This window comes from Paenibacillus sp. J22TS3, from assembly GCF_018403205.1.
GTDB lineage: Bacteria > Bacillota > Bacilli > Paenibacillales > Paenibacillaceae > Fontibacillus > Fontibacillus tuaregi.
This window is the reverse complement of record NZ_BOSF01000006.1, coordinates 185,526-207,194: the sequence shown is the minus strand read 5'-3', so window position 1 is coordinate 207,194 and position 21,669 is coordinate 185,526. Positions and strand designations below refer to the sequence as shown.

The window sequence follows — 21,669 nt, the reverse complement described above, 5'->3', positions numbered from 1 at the left end:
TCACTGTAACGAAGGAATATCAGAGGAACATCAGACAGCGTCCAGAATGCTTTCAATTTTTTGTTCAATCAGCGCTTTATAAGTATCCAGTTGAACATTCCGGTTATATTCGGCGTATTTCGCGGCAAATTGGCGTTGAAGCCTGGGCTCCTGTACCCGCTGCTCCAGAAAAACCAGCGTCTCCCGGATCGAGCCGACGATCAGCGGCACGTTATGTGTCATCTCACCGACCTCAATGCCGTAGTTCAGGGCAACCGCGGCCTCGGAGTGTTTTCCCTGCCGGAGCAGCAGCCGCCCTTTAAGGCCGTGATACGCGCAGATTTCCCGCAAATACGGGGTTTCAGTCAACATCTGTTCGACTTCGTCCGCGCAGCGTTCGGCTTCAGGCACGTTGTCTGCCCCCAGGTGGACATATATTTCCGACATTTTAATATGGACGTTGAAAATGTCCAGGTCTCCCTCAGCTTCCCGAACAGCCTCGTATGCCGCCTTAACCCGGGCCAAGTCCTCTTCGACCCGGCCATTGTCGGTGTACAACCCGATAATATTCAGAAGCTTCAGCTCCCGCTGATGGTCTTCCGGACCGATGTTTGCAGCGATGGTGCGCTCGAAGTACTCCAGACATCTTTTCGGCTCATGGTAAAAATACAAATAAAAGTGCAGCAAATAGTAAAGCTTGCTCGATAGCGGATATTTGGTATCGTTCAAAAACCAGGCGATATCCGCCTGTACGTACCGGATAAAGATCAGGTGAGACGGCGGCAGCTCAAAGCCGAGCAGGTCCTGCTGGCCCGCCATCGTAATCATCGATTTACATTGGCCATACAGAAGGTATTTGTTCATCAGCTCCCGCATTTGAGCCTGCAGCTCGGTATCCTGCATCGAAGGATTGCGGAGATCCGGTTCTTTGACTGTCAGGCTGTAGCCATAACCGCGCACCGTGTTCAGAAAGATGCGGGTGCTCCAAGGACGCAGCTTTTTACGCAAACGGTAAATATGGTCGTCGACCGTCCGCTCCACCGGATATTCCAGCGGCCATACCCGGTCCAGCAGCTGTTCCCGGCTGAAGGCCTGACCGCGGTGGCTGTATAAAAATTGCAGGAGCGCATATTCTTTGGCCAGCAGAGGAATACGCTCTTCCCCGTAGCTGACCGTGTATCCGCTTGGATCAAAATCCAGCTGGGCCATTGCCCTCCCTCCTTCTTTCTACCGAGCTTCTCGGCGATCGGATTTCCAACCTTTTCTGTTATTTAAGCATATCCGTAATTCGCCGCACAATAGGGCAGCGGGGACGACTTAACGGCATGGAAGAGGTCGGGCAGAACTGTAAATAAGGGATTTGTCCCTTATACCACACTGACGTATGGATTTTCTAGACCCTCCTTGGTTTGGAAGCGCAGAACAGGCTTTTTTGCGCATAAAAATACTCCTCTTACAGAGTCAGGTTACTGTATTTCACCTTCCTGCTGCAAGAGGAGCATATCAGCTTAACCCATAAAACTGTGGTCACGCCAGTTTATACTAAGTGCTACTATCTCTTGTTTCTCCGGTCGAAAGCAGCCCCGAGTGCCGCTCCTACAGCGACACCAATCCCTATTCCGGCTGCAATATTCTTCATCAATACTCCGAGTGCGGCTCCAATTGCAATCCCTAAAGCGAGCCCGCTTCCGTAGGTCTTTTTCATAGGTGCTCCTCCTTATTTCCAGCGATTGGGTACCTAGCCTATGAACCCCTCAAACGGCTTCACTATACTGCTCTCCCTTTCCTGGTAGCTAGTCAAGTCCGTCGCACACTCGCCCTTAGAACTTGTAAGCCTGCATAGCTTTGCGGACTTCCTTCCAAGTCGGGCGCTTCCCGTACATAAGTACACCGGTACGGTAGATCTTTGCGGACAGCCATCCGAAGAAGAAGATCGAGATCAGAAGAATCAGCAGCGACAGACCGACTTCCCACATAGGTGTATCACTAAGTCCTGCCCGGACCAGCATCGATACCGGGGAGGTGAACGGAATATAGGACGCTACCTTCAGAATCATCGAGTTCGGCGATGAAGCGCTGAACGTTCCGATGTAGAAGGAGGCCAGACTGATCATGGTGATAGGCATAACTGCCTGACCCAAATCCTCGGTACGACTGACCATGGAACCAATCGCCGCGAAGAGGGTTGCAAACAGCAGATAGCCCAGTATATAGAACAGCAGCCCGTAAACCAGCACGCTCAAATCCAGTTCGTTAATATTAATGCCAAATTGACTGAATGCCCCTTTATTGTGTGGAAGCATGATGTTCACGGTAATTACTACTGCAAAAACAGCGATCTGCAGAATGCCGATCAGGAACATGCCGATAATCTTACCGAACATCTGTGTGACTGGGGCTGCACTGGTAATCAGGATCTCCATGATCCGCGAGCTTTTCTCAGAGGTGACCTCGGATGCGATCATATTGCCTGTGGTCACAGTGGTCATCCAGAACAAGACCATCATGATGTATACAAAAATATAATTTGCTGTGTTCATTTTCCCTTTACCAGAGCTTGCCTGTGACCCGCCGGATTCGCTCTTGACCTGCTGGGTGTCAATCTGAATCGGCTGATTCAGCGAGGCTACCTGGTCTTCAGTCAATAATCCCTTGGTAATGTACTGGGTCTTCACGATCTGAAGCCCGCCCTGCAGCGCGGACTGGAGGCTCATGCCCAGCTCGCCGTCCTTGGAAGTGTACACGGCTTCAGGAAATTGTCCTGCCGGTGCATCCTTGAACTGCAGGTATCCGTCAATTTTTTTATCCTGAATATCCTTGCTCAACTGCTTCTCATCAGCCTTTTCGTATTTAACAATCTTAAAGCCGATTTTATTCTGCTGCGAAGCATACTGTTCAAATCTTAACGCGATTTCCGACTGGCTGCCGTAGACCAGCCCGATCTTGGTCTGGCTGCTGCCGCCATCATCCCCGGTAAACAATTTAATCAAATAAGGCAAATTAATCCCGATTGTCATTAATATGGCTAAGATCAGCGTTGTGACGACAAATGCTTTGGTCTTCACCTTGTTCCAAAATGTAAAGCCAATTACCGTACCCAGCTTATTCATTGGACTCACCCACCTCTTTAATGAAGATTTGATTTAGTGTTGGCTCCTTGATTTCGAAATGCTCCACTTCAGTTTGGCGCATGGCATGGGACAGAATTTCTTGCGCGGCAGTTGTCTCGGTGATATGGATCAGATAACCGCGTTCATTCTTCTCCACCTTTCTCACACCGGCAATGCTCTCCAGCCCGCTAACTTCGCCAATCGTATTCAGCACAATCTGCTCCCGTGGATAACGCTTCTTAATCTCCCGGATATTCCCCTGCAGCACGGTGTTAGACTTATGCAGGATTGTGATCCGCTGGCACAGCTCTTCGACATGCTCCATACGGTGAGTAGAGAACAGGATGCTGGTGCCGTTATCCCGAAGCTCTTTGACCGTGGACTTCAGCACTTCCACATTGACTGGGTCCAGACCGCTGAATGCCTCATCCAGAATCAGAATCTTCGGAGAGTGAACCACCGCTGCGATAAAGCCCATTTTCTGCTGATTCCCTTTGGACAGTTCCTCTATCTTCTTGTCGTAATACTCAGGCACCTCGAATCGGTCCAGCCAATAACGCAAGCTCTTGTCAGCCTCCTTGGCGGACATTCCACGAAGACGGGCCAGATAAATAATTTGGTCGCTCACCTTCACCTTCGGGTACAGACCGCGCTCCTCCGGAAGATAACCCATGCCGTGCTGAAGCTCGCTGCTGTAGTCCTTCCCGTGATATTGAATACGCCCCCCGTCCGGATAAATAATACCAAGCACCATACGCATGGTCGTCGTCTTGCCTGCCCCGTTGCCGCCGAGCAGCCCGTAAATCTCGCCTTCCTTCACATCCAGGGACACCCCGTTAACCGCTGTCTTCTCCCCATACTGCTTAACCAGATTATCAATAACTAGTGGTTGTGCCATTATAAATCTCCTCTCTTCCATTTGATCTCTTCAGGCAGGTTGCCTTTCATCCATAAGGACAAAATATCCTCAAGCTCCAGCCCCCGGCTTCTCACGATAGTGATGCCGCGCTCTGCAAGCTGATCTTCCAGCGTGGTCTGGTTCTGAACCAGGAGCCGCCAGGTGGATGGCCCATCTTCCTCAGCCTCAAGGATATCCTTAAGTCCCTCAAAGTTCTCCTTGTCTCCCCGGACCCAGATCTCCCGCCAATTTCCTAAGAGGACATCCTTCTCCACCATGCCCTTGACCTGGCCTTGGTGGACCAGTGCGATGTAATCCGCGAGCCGCTTGACCTCATCTACAATGTGCGTGGACAGCAGAATCGTCAGCTCATCCTCCTCCATCGCACTGCGAAGCACTTCGATCATATGCTTCCAGGCAAAGGGGTCTAGTCCAGATGAAGGCTCATCCAGCAGCAGCAGCTTCGGCCGGCAGGCCATTGCGGCGGCAATTTCAAATTTGCGGCGCTCCCCCTTGGACATTTTACTCAGCTTGCCCTTCTCCGGCACCTCAAACTTCCGAAGCAGGTCTTCAAGCTTCCACTGATCCCAATTGGGATACCAGCGTGCCCGGAATTCGGCAGCTTCCTCTACGGTTTGGGAATTTTCATCAACGATCGGGGCTTCAGGGACATACCCAATGGACTGCCTAAGCTGCGTGGGCAGTACCCCGGCGACCGACTCTCCGAACCACTTGATCTCCCCTTCATCCGGGTGGAGTGTCTGCAAGATCAGATTCATAATCGTGCTTTTGCCTGACCCATTGGGCCCTACCAGCGCCACCACATAGCCGCAGGGGATATCCAGATTCAGAGGACCGATCGGCTTCCTTCTGCCCTTCTTGCGGATTCCGTTCAGCTGTACCGCCAAGCCTTCTGTCATTTGCCCTCTCCTCCTCCAGATTCACCGTGATATTTTCTCTTCAATATTTGTAAAAATAACGCTCTCAGCTCATCTTCCCCATACTGTACGGAAAGTCCGACATCTACCGCCGCTTCCACCGCTTCCTGCACCACAGCTTTGCGGTACTCCGTCCGTTCCCCCTGATCCACCTTAGCTACGAACGTGCCCGTTCCCTGCCTGGTGCGCAGGAAGCCTTCATTCTCCAGATCCTGATACACCCGCCGGATGGTGATAACACTGCAGTTCAAGCTGCCGGCAAATTCCCGGATGGAAGGCAGCAGTGTACCCTCCTCGATCTGCTCACTGACAATGAGAGAACGGAGCTGTGTCTTGATCTGGTGGTACAGGGGTTCAGCGCTATTTTCATTAATTTGAATGGGAATCCACACCTTCCGCACCTCACCTTCAGTTCTCTATATCAACTGGAGTGAACCAAAGATTACTGTAATCTCTCTTCTTATCAGAGTTCTATATGATGCGAATCCGGATTAAGGTCAATCCATACGTGCACGATAAAGCCTCCTTAGGTTCATCCCTATGTCCATTTTGCACTTCTTAGCCGCTGACAGCGGGTTTCCAAGGTAAGCTGATCTATTCAGCATCCCGTTTACGTCTTATGCCAAGTCTCGAACTGCCAGCTTTCTAAGTATGATTTTGCTGTTGATGCCAATCAGCAAGCCTCCTATGATCAAGCTTCCCCACATCACCGGAGATAGTAACCCGTATTGTTTTGCATAGTCCATCACAAATCTGACCAAATTACCGCTAAATGCTTCAACAATAAAGGCCAGGCTGGCTATAATGCCGTTAGCAATAAAGCTCACCCACATATATACAATGCCGCGCTTCAAGAACTCAAAGTACATGTATCCACTCGTGATCATTAACCCGTATCCTATCCAGGTTAAGGCGAAGGCAAGGTATGCACTGAAATTTGCATCTCCCCAAAAAGGGGCGGAGAGCCATAACATCAGCCCGAAGAAAAAGCAGCTGTTAAACGAGAAGGCAAAGATGGTCTGAAGCAGCCTGGCCTTAATTACAGCGCTAAGGGGAATCGGTAGCATTCTGTAGTAGTACAGCATTTGAGTATAGGAATCATCCTTCAGATACCGGAAAGACCGCCTGCAAAACGTGAATCCCGCAAGCGGAACAAGCAGGAGCAGCATGAAATCACCCAGCGGATTTATAACGTGTTTGGCGCGATCATCTGAGCTAAAGATAAAGCTCGTAGTTAGTCCCATATACAGCATGAAGAGTACGTTCCATATGAGGTAATACCGCCCTGTCTTCAAATCCTTTAAGAAAATATACCAACCGTCTCTCCAAGTACCCAAGGTTAATCAACCTCTCTCTATGTTGATTCAATAGTGATTGTCTGAGTGTGTATACACATGTCTCATGTGTGCTTAGTGTGTATGTCTTTATACACAGTATAATGTCCATAATTAACCATGTCAACGGCATGCCGCCAAAAAATAAAAAAAAGACCGGCGGTTACCCGTCGGTCTCTTCAAATCCGTTAACTCTCTTTGTTACTCATTTTAGGTCCCAAAAATGGCATCAATCATCGGTTTGGTGTGGCCTCCTGGATACATCACATACAGAAGGATATATACAGCTACCCCTGTAATAGCAGTGAAAAACCAAATCACAGCAGTCGTTCTTCCCCACTTGCGGTGTTTGGCGAATTTCTCCTTAAAGGCCAGCACAAGAGTGGTCAAGCCGAATACAGCGGCCACCGTTGCAAGCACAATGTGGAAGATCAGGAACACCCGGTAGTAGATCTCCAGATCAGCCGGGCCACCCCAGTTCGTATTCCCGACAAAAATTGTTCGTGATGCATAGATGATGAAGAAGATTAACGCTGCGACCGCCGCCGCAATCATCACCTTCTTATGGGCCTCCCTGCGGCCCTTAATAATCAGTCCCCAACCAATAGCCACCAAGATCGCACTAATTACGATAAAGGAAGTACTGATTGTTGGAAACAGTGTAAACATATCCATCTTAAGTTCATCCTCCTGTTCGACTTACGGCTGGCCCTGTCCTACAGTTCCCTGCGGACCGGATACCAACTCGTCTTCCCCATCATCTTTATTCTCCTGCTTGTACCAGCTCCGGAACACGTAGGCCAGCATCGAGGCAAAAATGATCTCCTGAATAAACTTCATGAGTATCCCGCCAACCTGCTGATCCACGTGGGTGTCAAGGTAGGCGAAATAGCCCGGGCCTCCAAAGGTCTTAAGCAGAGCAGATGGATCTCCCGTTACACAATAGCCCATTGCCTTCGCCCATACCGCCGGATCATTATAAGTTGCATACAGGCTGGTTGAAGAGAAAATAATCAGACCACATGCAGGCGTAAGCAAGACCATGTTGATTGCGATATAAGCCATTTTCCGCAGACCTTTGATCTCGGAATGCTCCGGAAGCGGATTTACCAGTGTCCACCACATCAATACCGCAGCAATGAACAGAACCACATAATACAGCCGGTGAACACCAAAATGAAGCATGACATAATCATGTACAGCCGGGATGTGGTAGAACGAGAACAATCCGTTGAACAGCACAGCGGCTACAATCGGGCGCGCAAGAAAGGATAAGCCCTTCAGCGGGTTCACCCTCAGGATTGCTCTCCACAACCAATCTGGAATTCCCAGCATCAAGAGCGGCGGAGCGATCAGATAAGTCAGCGCCATGCTCAGCATATGGAAGCTGAACATAATGTGCCCGAGCAGGCTAATCGGTCCGCCCTGAGCCAGATACAGAACAAGCATTCCGGCTGCGAAGGCCATCTTGCGGCCCACAGGAACGGGTTTGGCGTCCTTAAAGCGTTCACTAAGTGGCCCCACCAACATTAGATATCCTGCGGTTATTAAGAGAATTACAGCCAGGAACAACGGGCTCCATAAGTCTCTGAAGTTAAAATACTCTAATCCCAGCATACCAAACCCTCCATCTCTGCTGGCACGTATTTACTGTCGATTGTGTGACAAATGTCTCACCGTACAAAAAAGAGGGGGCTGTCTGCCAGCCTCCCCTCTATTTTACCACCAAACTAAGTATAAAGCTGTTAATACTGTTGCCCCGGCTACAAAGAATCCAAATGCCAGGAACAGGATTGGAATCAGATGTCCCTTATCCTTCATATGCATCCAGTATCCAAGCTGGACAAGAACTTGGAGGATGGCCATGACCACAAGCAGAATGATGGTGAACGATGTATTCACACCACCAGCAGCGACCGTAGCGAATGCAATCAGAGTTAGCACGATGGAGAAAATAAACGCGATAATATGTTTCTGGGGACCTTCCGTGCGGTGTCTGTGTCTTACCGCGCTCCCCTGGTTCGTGTTATGCTGCGACATGTCTTAACCCACCTTTCCAAGGAGGTATACGACGGTGAAGATAAATACCCAAACCACGTCGATAAAGTGCCAGTACATAGCGGACACATACACCTTAGGCGCAGTAACCACCGTAAGGCCCTTCTTCGCAAGCTGTGCGATCAGCAGGGATATCCATACGACACCAAACAATACGTGGGCTCCGTGGAACCCAACCAGCGTATAGAACGCCGAACTGAATGCACTTGTGGTCATACCGAACTTCTCATGATTCACATATTCGTAGAACTCGTAAATTTCGAGTCCCAAGAATCCAAGTCCAAGAAGCACAGTAATTCCGAGCCACAGGGAGAGGGCCTTCCTATTTCCCTTGTGCATGGCTTGAATAGCAAATACACTTGTCAAACTACTTACCAACAGGATGAAGGTAGCTGCGGCAACCGTAGGCAGCTGGAACAGCTCATTAGCCGTTGGCCCATCCGCGGCCTGCTCACGTAGAGCAAGGAATGTCGCGAACAATGTACCGAAGAGAACGGACTCACCGCCCAGGAACAACCAGAATGCGAGAATCTTATTGCGGCCTTCCAGCGTAGCTTTCTCCGGCTCATGGGGAAGTGCCGACGTTACTTGCTCAGCATGGGGTGCACTCATGCCTTAACCCCCTTCTTCTCAGTAGTTTCCTCCGGATCAATGTGCCAGCCATGATCGTCGTACAGCGAACGGATCACCATACAACCGAAAGTGACCACAAGACCGATGCCTAATACAACATATTGATGATACATAAATCCAAGACCAGCTACGAAGATACCTACCGACATCACAAACGGCAGTATGGATGCGGATGGCATATGAATTGGACCAACCGGTTCGGCTGGCGTCATCTCCGTATGTCCAGCCATCTTCTCTTTCCAGTATGCATCCAGACCACGAACAAGCGGAATTTGCTTGAAGTTATACTCTGGAGGAGGTGAAGGAATCGACCATTCCAGTGTACGGCCATCTTCCCAAGGATCGTTAGGCGCATTTGCCGGCTTGGTTGATGTAATAATGACATTCAGCAGGAATACCAATACCCCAACGGCCATTAACAGCGCACCGATCGTACTGATCAGGTTCATCGTATCGAAGCCCTGATCCCCCCGGTACGTAAAGATCCGGCGCTGCATTCCGAGAAGACCCAGGAAATGCTGCACGAAGAAGGTCATATGGAAGCCGATAATGAAGAACCAGAACCCAACCTTACCCAGCTTCTCATCAAGCACACGTCCGAACATTTTAGGCCACCAATAATGAAGACCCGAGAACAAACCAAGCACCAGCCCCCCTACAATAACGTAGTGGAAGTGGGCTACTACGAAATACGTATCATGAAACTGATAGTCCGCCGGGGCGGATGCCAGCATGACCCCGGTAACCCCACCCATAACGAAGGTAGGAATGAAACCGGAAGCATAGAGATTCGCTGCGGTGAAGCGGATCTGTCCACCCCACAGCGTAAAGAGCCAGTTGAAGATCTTGATCCCTGTCGGAACCGCGATCAACATCGTTGATATGGAGAACAGGGCGTTAGCCACCGGTCCCATACCGGTTGTGAACATATGGTGAGCCCATACCATGAAGCCCAGGAAGGCGATCAGGATCGTTGCGAACACCATTGAACTGTAACCGAACAGGCGCTTGCGCGCGAACGTCGGAATAACTTCTGAGATGACACCAAACGCCGGAAGAATAAGTATGTACACTTCAGGGTGTCCGAAAATCCAGAAGATATGCTGCCAAAGTACCGGGTTACCCCCATTGCCTACTTCAAAGAAGTTGGCGCCGAGTATCCGGTCAAAGCTTAGAAGTACAAGACCTACTGTAACAGCAGGGAATGCAAACAGAATGATAGCGGAAGTAATAAAGGCCGTCCAGGTGAACATTGGCATCCGCATGAAGGACATGCCAGGTGCGCGCATCGTAATGATCGTGGCCAGGAAGTTAATCCCCCCGATCAGTGTGCCGAGACCTGCTATCTGCAGACCTACCGTATAGAAGTCTACCCCGTGCGATTCACTGTACATGGTAGAGGACAGTGGCACATAAGCCGTCCAGCCGGCATCCGGCGCCCCACCCATGATCCAGCTGATGTTGAGCAGAAGTCCCCCGAACAGGAAGGTCCAGAAGCCAAGCGAGTTCAAGAATGGAAAAGCAACATCACGCGCCCCGATCTGAAGCGGGATAACCGCATTCATCAGCGCGAAGATGATTGGCATTACGCCAAGGAAGATCATGGTCGTACCGTGCATGGTAATCAACTCATTAAAGGTCTGAGCTGATACAAAATCGTTCATTGGTTTAATAAGCTGCCAGCGGATCATCAAGGCTTCGATCCCGCCGATTCCGAAGAATAAAGCCCCGGCAATTAAGTACAGGATACCGATCTTCTTGTGGTCAACCGTTGTTAACCAATCCATCAGCCCTGTATGGCGCTTGACACTGTGAGCGTGAGCCAAGGTTTGTACCCCCTTTAAAAATTCCTATCCGAAATGCGCCGTGCGGTAAATCATTGGGTCTTTAATTTAGAATTTGCCAAGTAATCGGCAATGGCGTCAATTTGTTCATCGGTCAGCTTCAGGTCTTTCTTCGGATTTGGCATCTTGTTCCCCGGCTTTACAGCCTGAGGGTCTTCGAGCCATGTCTTCAGATTCTCCTTGACCGTTCCGTCCACACCGTTGACCAGAATCCCGGCAACCGATTCGCGTCCGCCGATTCCTGTCAGATTCGGTGCGGAAGGTCCACCCTCACTGCCAATCGCATGGCAGGTCAGACATTGGTTCTTGAGCACTTCGGCAGTTGCCTGTTCAGCAGGCATAGCCACCGGTTCCTTAATCGCTTTCACCCAGCTGTCGAAGGCAGCCTGACTAACCGCTTTGACTTTGAATTCCATAAGACCGTGGGATTGTCCGCAAAGCTCGGCACATTTGCCCAGGTACACGCCTTCCTTATCCGCAGTAAACCAAGCATTGTTGATGGCTCCCTCCGGATTCGTATCCGTCTTGCCCGCAAGTGACGGCACCCAGAACGAGTGAAGCACGTCAGCGGTCTTTAATTGAAATGCGATTTTCTTGCCGGTTGGAATCACAAGCTCCTGTGCGGTGGTTACCCCGTATTCAGGATAGTTGAACTCCCACCAGAACTGGTGCGAAGTTACTTTGACCTTAACCGCGTTCTTGTCATTCCAATAGTTCTCCCCATACGCGAATACCTTCTGCACGGTTGCGATCCCCAGAATCAAAACCAAAATCAAAGGGATTACCGTCCAGAGCACCTCAAGTTTGAAGTTGCCTTCCACCTGTTCCGGGACGTCTGTCTGTCCGGATCTGCGGCGAAAACGTATCCAAACATAAGCCGCAATACCGAATACAATAAGCAGAACGACAATCATAATGGTTATGGAAAGCTTCATTAAATCAAATTGCCCCTGTGCCACGGGTCCCTGAGGTCTAAGTGCCGACAAATCCTCGCGACCACAAGCGGACAACAACAGCATCAGCCCCGCAAACAAAGGAAGGAGCCGTTTCACAGCCTGCCACCGTTTCATCATTGATCTACCCCACTTTAACGTTTGTCTTCCGATTCATCACAAGTACCTCTTCCCCAAAATCAGGAACCAATCGACCTGCTTTATCACGGAAACTGCTATCCTGTCAATTCGAACAATCACTAATTAAATATATGATTAGTACACACTTTTGTCAATGATTCAAGGGTAGTTCACAGAATGTTCAAAATTGAGAAAAGTCGCGCCGCTGCTGGGTTTGCAAGCGATTTCAGCTCTGTCTTTTTGCCCATGTCTATGATTTGACAGGGAGTCTCGTCCCATATTCAAGGTCTGAAATTGCTAGTTTCAAATTATGACATATTTTTTAAAATTTCATCTCTTAGACTATGAAAACATATGAAAAAAAGAGAGTTGCCCCTCTTTTAATCGGTCAATATTTGAACCCCGTCCTTGAGTATGGCAATCGTATGCTCGAACTGAGCCCCTAAGGATCCATCGGCCGTTCGGATCGTCCAGCCGTCATCATCCCAGAATACCGCCCCTGTCTCCCCTATGGTCAGCACCGGTTCCACGGTAATCACCATACCGGGCCTCAGCAGTGTCCCGGTTCCCGGTGTGCCGACACTCGGCACATTCGGGGGCTCGTGCAGATGCCGACCTATTCCGTGGCCCACAAGCGGCGTCACTATTCCAAGTCCCGCAGCCTCGGCTACCCGCTGAATCGCGCAGCCAATATCCCCTGTCCGGCCTCCGGCATGGGCTGCGTGTATTCCTGCAAAGAGAGCATCACGTGCCTTCTCCAGCAGGTTCCCGGCTTCCGGCGCCGGGCGTCCCACGGCATAAGACCAGCCGGAATCGGCCAGCCAGCCATCCTTATTCACTACAATGTCGATGGTCACAATATCACCGCTCTCCAAAGGACGCTTATCCGGGAATCCGTGGCATACCACATCATTCACCGATGCACAGGTAGCGTATGGGAATCCCTGGAACCCCTTTTGTTCCGGTGTGGCCTTATGCCTGCTCAGGAAACTTTCCACAAAAGCATCCACTTCCAGTGTGGTAATACCGGGGGCGAGCAGCTTCCCGATTTCCCGGTGGCACTCGGCCAGGATCCTGCCTGCTTCACGTATCCGCTTAATTTCCTCATCCGTCTTCAGCTTTCCCTTCAATGAACAACCTCCCTTACCAGCCTCCTCTTGGGAGCACTTATCTATATGTATGCCGGACATGAAAAAAAACCGCCTGTCTGCAGGCGGTTTTAGGCTTAAGCTTATATTTGGTAAGGCTTTATTTCTTCATTTAACTCCGGTTGTTACGAAACGGACGAATCCAATTTTCCCATTTCGTGCTCAACCAGATGTGTCAGTTCTTCTTCATATCCACCCATTATGCGGTATTTGCGGACATATTCCTTCACAAATTTCTTAGGATCTTTGGGCCGGAATATCCGTGTCATCTCCAGCAGACTTTCTTTTACTTCGTTATGACCTTTCGTTGCCATAGTAATTCCCTCCCAGAACGCTTGTAGTTAATGCTCCGATTTTGAGAATGCCGAAAAGATCTGCAAGTAACATCATATGGTGGTTAGTGTGCGCCGGCGATTGTGGTCATAAGGTGAATCTTACAGCCACCAGGCAAGCTTTGGCTAAAAAAAATAAGCCCCAGCCGTCCGCGGTTCACAGGAACATAACTCTGCCTTCCGGCAGGCATCTGACACTTTAAATACCCGATCACAACCCTGCTGAAACAAGCTGGGCAGCCCCTTGGGTGCTTTAGGGCGGTCTGTCTGGTAATGGATCCGGGTATCGAATTACCTCCTATCCGTTTCCATTGTATCATATTCACCAAAGCGTTTCAGCTTTCCCTGTATCCACACAATATTTATTACACTCCCTTAATATAACGAAGTGTTTAAATCTAATGTTTATTCCATATAGTTTATTTATCGGGCAAGCACTGGGTTAAGATAAGACTAAACGGGTAAGAAAAAATATATTTAACTTATTTTTGTCTAACCTAATCTCGTCTAACCGTGGAGGGCCCTTTGAATACTGAGCATACCCCTATTCTAATTTCGGCCGCAGCTTCTATTCCAAGCTTCCCCATCGGGGAGCCAGAGGAGACTGATACGGACACACGCCTCCTTGATGCAGCACATCAGGCGATATGTGGAAAGTTTCCGCGGATGCACAGCTTTCTCGTGGTTAGAAACGGCAGGCTGATTTATGAGAAATATTATAATAATTATCATCCCGCTTCCCTGAACGATCTCAGGTCCGCAACGAAGAGTTTCATGTCTATTTTGACAGGAATTGCAATTTCACGGGGAGAAATGCAGGAATTAGACCATCCCGTATGGAATCAAATATGCAAATTCGCCCCCAACCGGCCGGACCCGCTGTGGAGCAACATTACCCTCCGTCAGCTTTTAACCATGACCTCGGGGCTCTATTGGCAGACCGGCTCTAAGCTTGGGGAGAAATTCATCCACCGCTTCCACCGGAGCCGAAGCTGGGCCAAATTCATTTTGCGCCTTCCCGTTCAGGAGGATCTGCTGGGAAAGTTTATATACCGAAGCCCGGATTCCCACATGCTGTCCATCTTATTGACGGAACATACCGGAATCAGCGCATTTGAGTATGCCCGGTTCCATCTGTTCGGACCGCTCGGCATACAGCATGCCGGATGGTCGGCCTGTTCCGAAGGGCATACTACAGGCCATATCGGTCTGTCGCTCACCTCACGTGACATGGCCAAGTTCGGACTGATGTGCTTAAGGGGCGGAACATGGGAAGACAGGTGTATCGTACCCGGGGCCTGGCTTCAGGAATCCTGGACCCCCCGTTCGCAGCCTTACTACAGTTATGGACGTTATGGCTATCAATGGTGGACCGACACCGAGAAAGGCGTAGACTTCATCTACGCCCATGGACATGGGGGACAGCAGATCATTCTGATCCCCGTAATTGGATGCCGTGGTCGTATTTACAGCCGACAGTAAAGTGAGCCGCTTCAGGAACCCGCGTCAGCTGCTTGGAAGCTATGTGCTTCCAGCCATGAAGATGAGCCGCCAAGGGAAATAAGCTGCCAGATGCCAAGAGGAGGAAATGAACGTCATGGATTCAATTTCACCGAAAATTATGATTCTGTATGCCAGCTACGGGGATGGCCATTATCAGGCATCCAAGGCGATCGAAGCCTGTTTTCATCATAGAGGGGTCCACAATGTCGTACTCATTGATCTTATGGCGCTAGCCCATCCTCTGATTAACAACCTGACCCGTTTTATATATATTCAAAGCTTCAGAACCCTCCCGGCGGTCTATGGCTGGGTGTATAACATCACCAAGGATATGCAGCCGGATAAGCCCTTTGCTAATATTTTGCACTCCTTCGGTATGCGCAAGCTTGAGGAAATGATCCGGGAACATGAGCCAGACCTGATTATTCACACCTTCCCACAGCTGGCCATGCCCAAATTAATGAAAAAGACCGGGCTTTCCCTCCCGATCGTAAATATCGTGACTGACTTCGATCTGCACGGCCGCTGGATTCACCCCGACATCGACCGGTATTATGTTGCTACAGAGGATCTGCGTCTGGAGGGAATGGAGAGGGGCATTCCTGCTGAACGGATTATTGCCACTGGAATTCCAATCAAGCCTGATTTTGACCAGACCCATCAGCCCGATCCTGAAGTCATTCAGCACTTGGACCCCACGAAGAAGACCGTTCTTCTTATGGCTGGAGCTTATGGGGTTATGCAGGGCATCCGGGACATTATCCAACCGCTGCTGGATAGTCCGAATCTTCAGGTCATCGCGATCTGTGGTAAGAATACCGAGCTGGAGCGGGGGCTGAAGAGCATGTTCGGCGGACACCCGGGACTACAGGTATACGGCTTCGTTCATCAGGTTGCCCGCTTGATGCAGATCTGCGACTGCATTATTACGAAGCCTGGAGGCATTACCTTGTCAGAGGCGCTTGCCAGCCGGCTTCCTGTATTCCTGTATCGTCCGGTTCCAGGTCAAGAGCGGAACAACGCGCTGTATCTGGAGAGCAAGGGCATTGCCTCGATCTCCTATGATCCGAAGACCTTAACCGGACAGATCAAATCGCTATTTGCGGGCGAGGAGCAGCTTGAAGAATGGAAGCTGAAGATCGATGCTCTCCGTAAACCCAATTCCGCGGAACGTATTGTAGGCGATATTCTGGAGATGTGGTTCTCTACGGACGCCAGAACGACAACCTGGGCTCCATCCGACACCAGGCCTCTGCCTGTTGGGGCCCATTAACGGCTTCGTGTGCATTTAGACACGGTTTCTCTCCCCCAAGTTCTGGATTTGCCGCAGCTGCATACATTGTAGAGGGAAGGACAAGTGGCGGTAGCTGCTTCCTTCACTGACTATGGAAGAGGGTGCGTTGCCTTGTCACCATTCAGATCCTCTACCGGAATACCCGAGAATTTGGCCGGCTTTCTGTGTTATTTCATCCCACTGGTTGGCGGCGCGGTAATGCTCGCACTGGAGAAGCGAAGCCGCTACGTCATGTTTCACGCGCTTCAGTCCATTATGCTGTTTGGTTCTCTTATTGTCGGCTGTACAGCAGCGGGATTCGTTCCCTTAATCGGAGCCTTTGCTATCCTGATCCTGCAGCTCACCGGCGTAGTCTTATGGATTGTTCTGATGCTGGCTTCCCTGCAGGGCAGGTTCTATAAGGTTCCTTATATTGGCGACTTCGCTGAAGATCAAATGCGCAAGTTGTGAGCTACCATAAAATCTGTGGCGGACTTCCAGATGTAGTACCCTTGCCCCTATTTGATTACTTTCCGCTGCGGACATCCGTACGTACTACGCCGATATCCGAGGCATTAATCGCAATCGGATTCCCTCCTTGCCCGGTTTTGGCTGAAGAGGACTGACGAACAGTTACAGAAATCCGTTTGTTTTTAAAACTCCGTTTCACCTGACCCATCTTGGCTCACCTCCTTTTTTTCTGACCTGCCTTTGTCTTGTTATCACCCTTGCCCTCGAAAATCTTTACATTCAGCGCATTGCTGGCAAGCACATTTCCACTGTCCGCGGAGGCCCGCGCCGCTTGTGATATGTTGATCACGATGTAGCGATTCTTTCCTATTTTATATTTGTAGGTTGTGACCTTGGTCTTGAGCATTCGTCCCTTCACCTCGCTCCCTTCATCTACCATTCATATGTACCGGGAGGACCGGCAGTATCAGCAAGTACCAAGCTGTAATGCAAAACAGGCTTATCTCCCAGACCAAGGCCAAACACAAAAAACCGCATCATCCCGAATATGGGATAATGCGGCCTTTAGCGTTATTGTACTGCATTTTACGCGGCGGAAATATCCTGATCCCCCGGCTCATTCTGGGCACTGGACTTACGATCTGCTGGATTACGGAGTCCATTAAAAAGCAGATTCATAATAATTGCCGTCACACTGCCGGCAACAATCCCGTTGTCCACCAGGATACGAAGCCAGCTTGGCAGTTGATCGAACAGCGTCGGCACCGTGGTCACGCCCAGCCCCATACCCACGGAGCAGGCAATAATCAGAAGATTCTCATACCGGTTCAAATCGACCTGATCGCCCAGCATCCGGATGCCGGAGGAGAGCACGAGCCCAAACAGCGACACCATGGCTCCACCCAGCACTGAGGTTGGAATGATCTGAGTCAGGGCGGCAATTTTCGGAACGAAACCGATGACCACCAGCAGGCCGCCAGCCACCACAATCACATCACGGGTTTTGACCCGGCTCATCTGGACAAGACCTACGTTCTGCGAATACGTGGTATACGGGAACGAGTTGAACAATCCACCAAGCATAATAGCCAAGCCTTCGGCCCGGTAGCCCTTGGCAAGGTCCTTGGAAGTAACGTCCTTACCCACGATTTTGCCCAGGGCCAGAAATACGCCTGTTGATTCCGCCACACTGACAATAGCGACCAGAATCATCGTAAGGATCGCGGACAGATGAAAGGTTGGAACTCCGAAATACAGCGGCTGAACCGCATGGAACCAACTGGCTTCCTTCAAGGCCGTGAAATCAACCTTGCCGGCAATCGCGGCAACCACCGTTCCAATAATCAGTCCCAGCAAGACAGAGATTGAACGGACAAAGCCTTTGGCGAAGCGGTTAAGCAGAATGACCAGCAGCAATACGCCGAAGCCAAGTCCGAGATTCAGAGGACTCCCAAACTCTGGATTCTGACCCGGGCTTCCGCCACCGAGATCACTAAGCGCAGTAGGGATCAGCGTTACCCCGATGATCGTTACCACAGAGCCGGTGACCACTGGGGGAAAGAAGCGGATCAGCTTGCTGAATACGCCTGCGAACAAGAACACAAACAGCCCTGAAGCGAGAATCGCCCCATAAATGGCCGACACGCCCATCCCTTTCTCGGTCCCAATCGCAATCATTGGCGAGATGGATTGAAATGCACAGCCGAGCATCACCGGAAGCCCGATGCCAAAATATTTGTTTCCCCATACCTGCAGCAGCGATGCCACCCCGCACGCCAGCAAGTCAATAGCGATAAGATACGTCAGCTGCTCCTGCGAGAGATTGAGTGCATGTCCAACAATCAGCGGTACGATGACCGCTCCGGCATACATGGCCAGCACGTGCTGAATACCCAGTGAGAGTGTCTGAACCGGGTGTCTGTTCTTCTGAAAAATCCGTTCTCCTGCCATGATCCAAGTTCCCCCTATGAATTAATTACCTCTTCTGCAAAAGTGACCGTTCCGTTCTCCAGCGAAGCGATGCGTACGAGCGACTCCACCTGATATCCCGCCTCCTGAAGCAGTCTTCCCCCCGGCTGGAACGCCTTCTCAATAACGATGCCGATGCCGGCCACGGTAGCGCCGATCTGCTCCACAATGCGGGCGAGACCGAAGGCGGCTTCCCCGTTAGCCAAGAAATCGTCGATAATCAGCACCCGGTCTTCGGGGCAAAGAAACTTCTTCGACACCGTGATTTCATTGGTCTCCTGCTTGGTGAAGGAGTACACCTTCTCGACCAGAATGTTGTCCCGCAGGGTGAGCGACTTATGCTTTCGTGCAAAAATCATAGGCACATCCAGCTCAAGAGCCGTCATAATGGCCGGAGCTATACCTGAGGATTCAATCGTCAGCACTTTAGTAATCCGCTCACCGGAGAACCGGCGCGTGAACTCCTTCCCCACCTCTTTCATCAAGACCGGGTCCATCTGGTGATTCAGGAATGAATCCACCTTCAGCACCTGGTCACTAAGAACAATCCCTTCCTGCATAACCTTATCTCTCAACAGCTTCATTTCCACTTCCCCCTCATGTTCTTTGGACTGCAAGCCATCTTTCTCCGGTTGAACCCAAAAAGCCCATCCCCCGCAGTTGGGGAATGGGCCGTTAAATCAACGAAATGATCCATTCCACCCATATGGAAGGAATAGATACAACGTTTTTCCCCGTAGTCCGATCATTTCCGGTGATCTGGTAGAAACGTGCAGGCCCATTCCTGCACATATACGAGAAGATATCCATCATCCCCTAATGAAAGGGAAATGAAAATAGTAATTTGGTTTCATTCAATGTTAAAAAGTATAACTAAAGACCGCCTAGAAATAAAGAGGTATTTCGTGGCGATCCCAAAAAAAATCAAATTTCGACAAACTGATTCTTATCAGCCGCATTCTTCCATATAGAAAAACTGTTGCCCTTGTCCTGCATTCATGTACAATAGACAGCGTGAACCGGAATTATACCTTATAAACGACATTATCTCATTGGATTGCTAAAGGAGAGAAAAGAATTATGGGTTTTATCAAGGAATTTAAGGAATTCGCTGTCCGGGGCAATGTCATTGATCTGGCTGTCGGGGTCATTGTCGGGGGCGCCTTCGGCAAAATTGTAACCTCCCTGGTTAATGACGTGCTTATGCCTCCAATCGGCAGAATCCTGGGCAACGTGAACTTCAAGGATCTCTACTATCCGCTGGATGACGTAGGCTCTCCCTGGCCATCCCTGGCTGCGGTCACCGCAAAAGGCAAATCCGTCATTGCCTACGGACAGTTTATTAATACATTAATCGATTTTCTGATCGTATCCTTCTGTATCTTCCTATTGGTCAAGGGCATCAACTTCATCCGTCGCACGGAAGAGGCTAAGCCCGAGCCGGAAAAGACGACAAAGGAATGTCCTTACTGTCTGTCCGATATTCCCGCCAAGGCTACGCGATGCGCGCACTGTACCTCCATCGTTGAGGCAGAGGGGCAGCATGTGGACCGTTAACTGTTAGGTCATCAAGATCAAGGAACAGGAGAATCAAAAAAAGTCTGCCTGCAGGCATACCATGCCCGCGGACAGACTTTTTTGATTATTTTGCACCCAGCCACTAAAGAAGCTGCGCTGCTTAAAGAGGCTTCGACTGCGGAGGAAGCAGATTGGAAATCACCGATTTCAAATTCCGATCATCCGCGTAGGTCTCCTCCCCAGTATCCAGGCTCCGGATACGGATTTCTGAATAATCAGCATCTCCATTTACCGGCTTGAAGATCAATTTTTCCCGGTCGGACAGCCTAAGCTGGTACCCCATGTCCGAGAACATGCTTAGGAAATCCTCTTCCGTCGGCGCTTTGCCTTCAGCAAGCAGGATGAGTCCACGCAGTTCCTTTGTTTTCTCCGGATGAATCACATCAAAATGTACGATACATTCCATGGCTAACACTCCTTAACCGTTATCCTCTATAGCTTGAACTTGAACAAATGGGCTGAGCCTATTAGGGCTCCAGCCGGTTAACCTAGATCTGTTCAGATCCACAGTGAGGACACCACTTGGTCCCTTTGGCAAGCGGAGCAGCGCAGATCTGACATTTGGTCATCTCGTCGGTATCCGGATAGCGCTCCTTCGCCTGCTGAACCGGTATTTCCACATCAAGGCGTGGGTCCTCCGCAGGCTCGGAACTCAGAACATTCTCCTTCCAGGTCCGGATGCGGCGGTCGAGTTCAAGCTGTCGCTCGCGCTCTCTCTCAAGCTCGCGCCGGCGGCGCTCTTCTTCTTCAGGACTGATCACTTCCTGCTTGGGAGCGTATTCCGGCTCAAGAATAATCGGATCGATATGAACCGCCTTCTCTTGGTACGAGGAAGCTACTTCTTCACTGGCAGCCGTCTCTGTCTCCCCAGCCGATTTCCGGGCTGGAGCTCCCTGCTCTTGATTCTCAAGTTTCTTCCCGCAGAACGGACAGAAGACCGCTTCTTCAGGAACTACTTTCCCGCACACACAGAGACGCTCATTGCGCAGAGCGGCGATCTTCAGTCTGACCTCATCCTTCTCCTCGTTAAGAAGATCACAGGTCTTGGCCAGATCCATCATTTCCTTCTCTGCCTTCGACATGTCCGAATCGCGGTATCCTTCGTAGAAAACCTGGCCCATACGCTGGAAGTATATCCCCATTTCACGCTCAATATTAGAAATTTGATTATTCAGCTTGCTGATCTCAACCGCGTTCTGGGCCTTTTCTGTCGCTTTGCCAGCACCTTTTTTAATCCGCTGCAAAAAATCCATAAACGTTTCTCCTCCCATTTCCCTTTAAACCTTCCCGAATTGAAAGGCGGCATTTGGTACCTGAATGTCTTATATCATTCACTATGAAATGAAACGGATATCCATGTCAAATTTCATCCGAAGTAATTGCTCCGGCTCCTCATCCCACCTATCCGTATTGTTCCAGGAACTTACTTCATTCAAACCGTTAATTACATTAAATTATAAATAATTAACCCAGTATATCATTCATCCCGTATATCATACCAGATTTCCCCCATTCAGGGAAAACGGCTG

The 21,669-nt window shown here is 50.1% G+C and carries 25 protein-coding genes and 1 riboswitch; of the genes, 4 read left to right on the top strand and 21 right to left on the bottom strand.

Features of this window, described 5'->3' with window-relative positions; translation table 11 throughout:
* Positions 1-30 precede the first annotated feature (30 nt).
* The 15 genes from KJS63_RS26470 to KJS63_RS19210 all read right to left on the bottom strand — a co-directional run bounded on the left by KJS63_RS26470 (position 31) and on the right by KJS63_RS19210 (position 13,329).
* Positions 31-1,188 (bottom strand): winged helix-turn-helix domain-containing protein, encoded by a 1,158-nt coding sequence (locus tag KJS63_RS26470; protein ID WP_213620616.1) that lies wholly within the window; start codon positions 1,186-1,188, stop codon positions 31-33.
* Positions 1,189-1,531: 343 nt separating this feature from the next.
* A complete protein-coding gene (locus KJS63_RS19275; protein ID WP_213620615.1) occupies positions 1,532-1,684 on the bottom strand; it encodes a glycine zipper domain-containing protein in 153 nt (50 codons plus the stop codon).
* Positions 1,685-1,799: 115 nt separating this feature from the next.
* A complete protein-coding gene (locus KJS63_RS19270; RefSeq protein ID WP_213620614.1) occupies positions 1,800-3,089 on the bottom strand; it encodes an ABC transporter permease in 1,290 nt (429 codons plus the stop codon).
* Entirely contained in the window at positions 3,082-3,987 is a 906-nt protein-coding gene (locus KJS63_RS19265; RefSeq protein ID WP_213620613.1) for an ABC transporter ATP-binding protein, read from the bottom strand. Before KJS63_RS19265 ends, KJS63_RS19270 begins: the two co-directional genes overlap by 8 nt.
* Positions 3,987-4,907: an ABC transporter ATP-binding protein gene (locus KJS63_RS19260; protein ID WP_213620612.1), complete on the bottom strand. Its 921-nt coding sequence runs from the start codon at positions 4,905-4,907 to the stop codon at positions 3,987-3,989. The genes KJS63_RS19265 and KJS63_RS19260 overlap by 1 nt, the downstream gene beginning before the upstream one ends.
* On the bottom strand, positions 4,904-5,317 hold the full coding sequence (locus KJS63_RS19255) for a GntR family transcriptional regulator (protein ID WP_213620611.1): 414 nt from the start codon (positions 5,315-5,317) through the stop codon (positions 4,904-4,906). The genes KJS63_RS19260 and KJS63_RS19255 overlap by 4 nt, the downstream gene beginning before the upstream one ends.
* A 225-nt stretch (positions 5,318-5,542) precedes the next feature.
* Complete coding sequence (locus tag KJS63_RS19250; RefSeq protein WP_213620610.1) at positions 5,543-6,262, bottom strand: hypothetical protein; 720 nt, start codon at positions 6,260-6,262, stop codon at positions 5,543-5,545.
* 207 nt (positions 6,263-6,469) lie between these two features.
* Positions 6,470-6,934: a DUF420 domain-containing protein gene (locus tag KJS63_RS19245; RefSeq protein WP_068614005.1), complete on the bottom strand. Its 465-nt coding sequence runs from the start codon at positions 6,932-6,934 to the stop codon at positions 6,470-6,472.
* 24 nt (positions 6,935-6,958) lie between these two features.
* Positions 6,959-7,876: a cytochrome c oxidase assembly factor CtaG gene (gene ctaG / locus KJS63_RS19240; protein ID WP_213620609.1), complete on the bottom strand. Its 918-nt coding sequence runs from the start codon at positions 7,874-7,876 to the stop codon at positions 6,959-6,961.
* A 102-nt stretch (positions 7,877-7,978) separates the two neighbouring features.
* A complete protein-coding gene (locus KJS63_RS19235) occupies positions 7,979-8,299 on the bottom strand; it encodes a cytochrome C oxidase subunit IV family protein (RefSeq protein WP_068613999.1) in 321 nt (106 codons plus the stop codon).
* Between the two features lie 3 nt (positions 8,300-8,302).
* Positions 8,303-8,929: a cytochrome (ubi)quinol oxidase subunit III gene (locus KJS63_RS19230; protein ID WP_068613996.1), complete on the bottom strand. Its 627-nt coding sequence runs from the start codon at positions 8,927-8,929 to the stop codon at positions 8,303-8,305.
* Positions 8,926-10,737, bottom strand: a complete 1,812-nt coding sequence (gene ctaD / locus KJS63_RS19225) for a cytochrome c oxidase subunit I (protein ID WP_068621908.1) — start codon at positions 10,735-10,737, stop codon at positions 8,926-8,928. Before ctaD ends, KJS63_RS19230 begins: the two co-directional genes overlap by 4 nt.
* 89 nt (positions 10,738-10,826) lie before the next feature.
* Positions 10,827-11,867, bottom strand: a complete 1,041-nt coding sequence (gene coxB, locus KJS63_RS19220; RefSeq protein WP_068613993.1) for a cytochrome c oxidase subunit II — start codon at positions 11,865-11,867, stop codon at positions 10,827-10,829.
* A 380-nt stretch (positions 11,868-12,247) separates the two neighbouring features.
* On the bottom strand, positions 12,248-12,997 hold the full coding sequence (gene map, locus KJS63_RS19215) for a type I methionyl aminopeptidase (protein ID WP_244862683.1): 750 nt from the start codon (positions 12,995-12,997) through the stop codon (positions 12,248-12,250).
* Between the two features lie 143 nt (positions 12,998-13,140).
* The gene (locus KJS63_RS19210; RefSeq protein ID WP_213620607.1) at positions 13,141-13,329 is read right to left on the bottom strand and encodes a hypothetical protein; all 189 of its coding nucleotides are present in this window, start codon (positions 13,327-13,329) and stop codon (positions 13,141-13,143) included.
* Positions 13,330-13,872: 543 nt separating this feature from the next.
* Between KJS63_RS19210 and KJS63_RS19205 the strand changes: the two genes are divergently transcribed.
* The 3 genes from KJS63_RS19205 (at position 13,873) to KJS63_RS19195 (ending at position 16,594) form a co-directional block, all read left to right on the top strand.
* Positions 13,873-14,829 carry a serine hydrolase domain-containing protein gene (locus KJS63_RS19205; protein ID WP_244862682.1) on the top strand — a complete coding sequence of 319 codons (957 nt, stop codon included), beginning with the start codon at positions 13,873-13,875 and terminating at the stop codon, positions 14,827-14,829.
* 115 nt (positions 14,830-14,944) lie between these two features.
* Positions 14,945-16,123 (top strand): MGDG synthase family glycosyltransferase, encoded by a 1,179-nt coding sequence (locus KJS63_RS19200; protein WP_213620606.1) that lies wholly within the window; start codon positions 14,945-14,947, stop codon positions 16,121-16,123.
* A gap of 132 nt (positions 16,124-16,255) precedes the next feature.
* Positions 16,256-16,594 (top strand): DUF4870 domain-containing protein, encoded by a 339-nt coding sequence (locus KJS63_RS19195; RefSeq protein WP_068613979.1) that lies wholly within the window; start codon positions 16,256-16,258, stop codon positions 16,592-16,594.
* A 55-nt stretch (positions 16,595-16,649) separates the two neighbouring features.
* Here KJS63_RS19195 and KJS63_RS19190 read toward each other — a convergent pair whose 3' ends face one another.
* The 4 genes from KJS63_RS19190 to KJS63_RS19175 all read right to left on the bottom strand — a co-directional run bounded on the left by KJS63_RS19190 (position 16,650) and on the right by KJS63_RS19175 (position 19,146).
* A complete protein-coding gene (locus tag KJS63_RS19190; protein ID WP_213620605.1) occupies positions 16,650-16,802 on the bottom strand; it encodes a hypothetical protein in 153 nt (50 codons plus the stop codon).
* 6 nt (positions 16,803-16,808) lie between these two features.
* Positions 16,809-17,000: a hypothetical protein gene (locus KJS63_RS19185; protein WP_213620604.1), complete on the bottom strand. Its 192-nt coding sequence runs from the start codon at positions 16,998-17,000 to the stop codon at positions 16,809-16,811.
* A 179-nt stretch (positions 17,001-17,179) separates the two neighbouring features.
* Complete coding sequence (locus tag KJS63_RS19180) at positions 17,180-18,544, bottom strand: nucleobase:cation symporter-2 family protein (protein ID WP_213620603.1); 1,365 nt, start codon at positions 18,542-18,544, stop codon at positions 17,180-17,182.
* Positions 18,545-18,558: 14 nt separating this feature from the next.
* Positions 18,559-19,146 (bottom strand): xanthine phosphoribosyltransferase, encoded by a 588-nt coding sequence (locus KJS63_RS19175; protein WP_213620602.1) that lies wholly within the window; start codon positions 19,144-19,146, stop codon positions 18,559-18,561.
* A gap of 133 nt (positions 19,147-19,279) precedes the next feature.
* A riboswitch (purine riboswitch) is annotated at positions 19,280-19,380 on the bottom strand.
* Between the two features lie 262 nt (positions 19,381-19,642).
* Here KJS63_RS19175 and mscL point away from each other — a divergent pair.
* A complete protein-coding gene (gene mscL, locus KJS63_RS19170) occupies positions 19,643-20,119 on the top strand; it encodes a large conductance mechanosensitive channel protein MscL (RefSeq protein WP_068613968.1) in 477 nt (158 codons plus the stop codon).
* Positions 20,120-20,240: 121 nt separating this feature from the next.
* Here the strand turns inward: mscL and KJS63_RS19165 are convergent, their stop codons facing one another.
* Together KJS63_RS19165 and KJS63_RS19160 are read right to left on the bottom strand one after the other, a co-directional pair.
* Positions 20,241-20,546 (bottom strand): hypothetical protein, encoded by a 306-nt coding sequence (locus KJS63_RS19165; protein ID WP_213620601.1) that lies wholly within the window; start codon positions 20,544-20,546, stop codon positions 20,241-20,243.
* Between the two features lie 82 nt (positions 20,547-20,628).
* Positions 20,629-21,393: a zinc-ribbon domain-containing protein gene (locus KJS63_RS19160; protein WP_213620600.1), complete on the bottom strand. Its 765-nt coding sequence runs from the start codon at positions 21,391-21,393 to the stop codon at positions 20,629-20,631.
* Positions 21,394-21,669 lie beyond the last annotated feature (276 nt).

Bases quoted from the DNA above. Each gene is read 5' to 3' on its own strand.
- KJS63_RS19180 (WP_213620603.1), bottom strand. From the start codon at position 18,544: ATGGCAGGAGAACGGATTTTTCAGAAGAACAGACACCCGGTTCAGACA.
- KJS63_RS19160 (WP_213620600.1), bottom strand. From the start codon at position 21,393: ATGGATTTTTTGCAGCGGATTAAAAAAGGTGCTGGCAAAGCGACAGAA.
- ctaD (WP_068621908.1), bottom strand. From the start codon at position 10,737: ATGGATTGGTTAACAACGGTTGACCACAAGAAGATCGGTATCCTGTAC.
- KJS63_RS19210 (WP_213620607.1), bottom strand. From the start codon at position 13,329: ATGGCAACGAAAGGTCATAACGAAGTAAAAGAAAGTCTGCTGGAGATG.
- KJS63_RS19230 (WP_068613996.1), bottom strand. From the start codon at position 8,929: ATGAGTGCACCCCATGCTGAGCAAGTAACGTCGGCACTTCCCCATGAG.
- coxB (WP_068613993.1), bottom strand. From the start codon at position 11,867: ATGATGAAACGGTGGCAGGCTGTGAAACGGCTCCTTCCTTTGTTTGCG.
- KJS63_RS19260 (WP_213620612.1), bottom strand. From the start codon at position 4,907: ATGACAGAAGGCTTGGCGGTACAGCTGAACGGAATCCGCAAGAAGGGC.
- KJS63_RS19200 (WP_213620606.1), top strand. From the start codon at position 14,945: ATGGATTCAATTTCACCGAAAATTATGATTCTGTATGCCAGCTACGGG.
- KJS63_RS19245 (WP_068614005.1), bottom strand. From the start codon at position 6,934: ATGGATATGTTTACACTGTTTCCAACAATCAGTACTTCCTTTATCGTA.
- ctaG (WP_213620609.1), bottom strand. From the start codon at position 7,876: ATGCTGGGATTAGAGTATTTTAACTTCAGAGACTTATGGAGCCCGTTG.
- mscL (WP_068613968.1), top strand. From the start codon at position 19,643: ATGGGTTTTATCAAGGAATTTAAGGAATTCGCTGTCCGGGGCAATGTC.
- KJS63_RS19235 (WP_068613999.1), bottom strand. From the start codon at position 8,299: ATGTCGCAGCATAACACGAACCAGGGGAGCGCGGTAAGACACAGACAC.
- KJS63_RS19190 (WP_213620605.1), bottom strand. From the start codon at position 16,802: ATGGGTCAGGTGAAACGGAGTTTTAAAAACAAACGGATTTCTGTAACT.
- KJS63_RS19270 (WP_213620614.1), bottom strand. From the start codon at position 3,089: ATGAATAAGCTGGGTACGGTAATTGGCTTTACATTTTGGAACAAGGTG.
- KJS63_RS19165 (WP_213620601.1), bottom strand. From the start codon at position 20,546: ATGGAATGTATCGTACATTTTGATGTGATTCATCCGGAGAAAACAAAG.
- KJS63_RS19185 (WP_213620604.1), bottom strand. From the start codon at position 17,000: ATGCTCAAGACCAAGGTCACAACCTACAAATATAAAATAGGAAAGAAT.
- KJS63_RS26470 (WP_213620616.1), bottom strand. From the start codon at position 1,188: ATGGCCCAGCTGGATTTTGATCCAAGCGGATACACGGTCAGCTACGGG.
- KJS63_RS19175 (WP_213620602.1), bottom strand. From the start codon at position 19,146: ATGAAGCTGTTGAGAGATAAGGTTATGCAGGAAGGGATTGTTCTTAGT.
- KJS63_RS19265 (WP_213620613.1), bottom strand. From the start codon at position 3,987: ATGGCACAACCACTAGTTATTGATAATCTGGTTAAGCAGTATGGGGAG.
- KJS63_RS19275 (WP_213620615.1), bottom strand. From the start codon at position 1,684: ATGAAAAAGACCTACGGAAGCGGGCTCGCTTTAGGGATTGCAATTGGA.